The organism is Polaromonas sp. P1_E3 (assembly GCF_056405935.1).
On sequence record NZ_JBFUBD010000534.1, the window covers coordinates 1 to 1,560 of the forward strand.

2 protein-coding genes are annotated in these 1,560 nt (G+C 60.4%); one reads left to right on the forward strand and one right to left on the reverse strand.

Features of this window, described 5'->3' with window-relative positions:
- Positions 1-809, reverse strand: an 809-nt coding sequence (locus tag AC1D0Z_RS21390; protein ID WP_477660167.1) for a helix-turn-helix transcriptional regulator, incomplete at its 3' end; no start/stop codon positions are given.
- 134 nt (positions 810-943) lie between these two features.
- On the opposite strand from AC1D0Z_RS21390, the gene AC1D0Z_RS21395 reads away from it, so the two are divergent.
- The gene (locus AC1D0Z_RS21395; protein WP_477660168.1) at positions 944-1,435 is read left to right on the forward strand and encodes a flavodoxin domain-containing protein; all 492 of its coding nucleotides are present in this window, start codon (positions 944-946) and stop codon (positions 1,433-1,435) included.
- Positions 1,436-1,560: the final 125 nt, after the last annotated feature.

Consider the following 1,560-nt stretch of genomic DNA (forward strand, 5'->3'; position numbering starts at 1 on the left):
GTATCAACCACGGCGTCGGCGCGGGCATAAAGCGCCTCGCGGCTCGAAAGGATGCGGCGGATGTCTTCCATCGCCTCGTCRGTCGCGCCGCGGGTTGTGTCGAAAGGCCGCATGTCGCCCTGGGCCACCACGCGGGCCATGTGTTCTTCGGGGCTGGCTTTGAGCCAGACACAGTAAAAGCGGCTTTGCAGCAAATCGAAGGTTTCGCGCTCGCTCACGATGCTGCCGCCCGTGGTCATGACGACACCGTCCGGGTGGTCTTCGGCGATGCGGAACAGCGCGCGGCGCTCATAGCGCCGGTAGCCGGCCTGTCCGTGCAGCAGCAAAATTTCGTTCATGCTGGTGCCGGCTTCGCGCTCAATCTCGCGGTCCAGCTCGATAAAAGGCACACCACGCTCGGCCGCCAGCTGGCTGCCCAAGGTGGACTTGCCGGCGCCGCGCAGGCCGATCAGCGCTACCCGCTGCTCGCGGCCCAGTGAGTCGCTGAGGCCGAAGGTKCTGCCAAGCAGGCTGTAGGCCTGGTCAAGCTGGGTGTCGTCCAGCCGCGTCAGCAGGCCCTGCACACGGGCCAAAGCCGGCCGCGGCGCGTCCTGCAGCAGCTCGAGAATAGAGATGTTCAGCGCGCGGGCCGCTGCTTCCAGGGAGTTGATCGAAACGTTGCCCCTGCCGGTTTCCACATCGGCCAGAAAGCGTTCGCTCAGGCCAGAGTCCGACGCCAGCTGTTTGCGCGTCATGCCCCGGCGCGCGCGCCACGCACGAACGCGGGCGCCCAGTTCACTGAGCGTGGCTTTCGATTCCTGTTCGGACATGATTTCCAAGAAGCACCCGTGTAAAAAGTCGCCCTTTCAGGGCTTTGCCAGTTGCATTTCGTCTAAATTGCAGTATACTTCAGGTTAAATTGATGTCAAGCAGTTTATTGCATCTTTTATTTGGAGACTTCTTGATGAAACTCAAAATCCTTGTAGGTACCATGACCAGTACCGCCGACTATGTGGCACAGGCCATCCAGATGGATTGCGCAGACCTGGTCAACGACATTGAAGTCGAACTGATGGACAACCTGGACATCAGCGTCTTCGACGCTTCAAAGGCAGAAGATGCACTTTATCTCATCTGCAGTTCCACTTACGGCTCCGGCGATGTGCCCGACAACGCCCGCGCCCTCTATGAATCATTGAGCGCCAACCCGCAGTTCCTTGGCCATGTGCGCTACGGCGTCATCGCGCTCGGCGACCGCACCTATATGCAGACCTTCTGCTTCGGCGGCAAGAAATTTGACGAACGCCTGACAGACCTGGGCGCGCAGCGCATCGGCGACATCTGGTGCCACGACGCGAGCAGCGGCACCATGCCCGAAACAGAAGGCACCGAGTGGTGCCGCCAGTGGCTCACCAGCGCACTGCAGACGCTGGGAGCAAGCCCGGCCACCGCTTGATCTGCGCCATGTATTTGTAAGAAATCGGCCCGTAGCGCTTGATGTGCGTGCGCAAGCAGCTACCAAAATAATAGCAAGAGCAATCTGGAGACAAGCATGCAAGCAAGCAGCGCAGACCATTCGGC

Coding starts and splice junctions, on each gene's coding strand:
- AC1D0Z_RS21395 (WP_477660168.1), top strand. CDS start 944: ATGAAACTCAAAATCCTTGTAGGTACCATGACCAGTACCGCCGACTAT.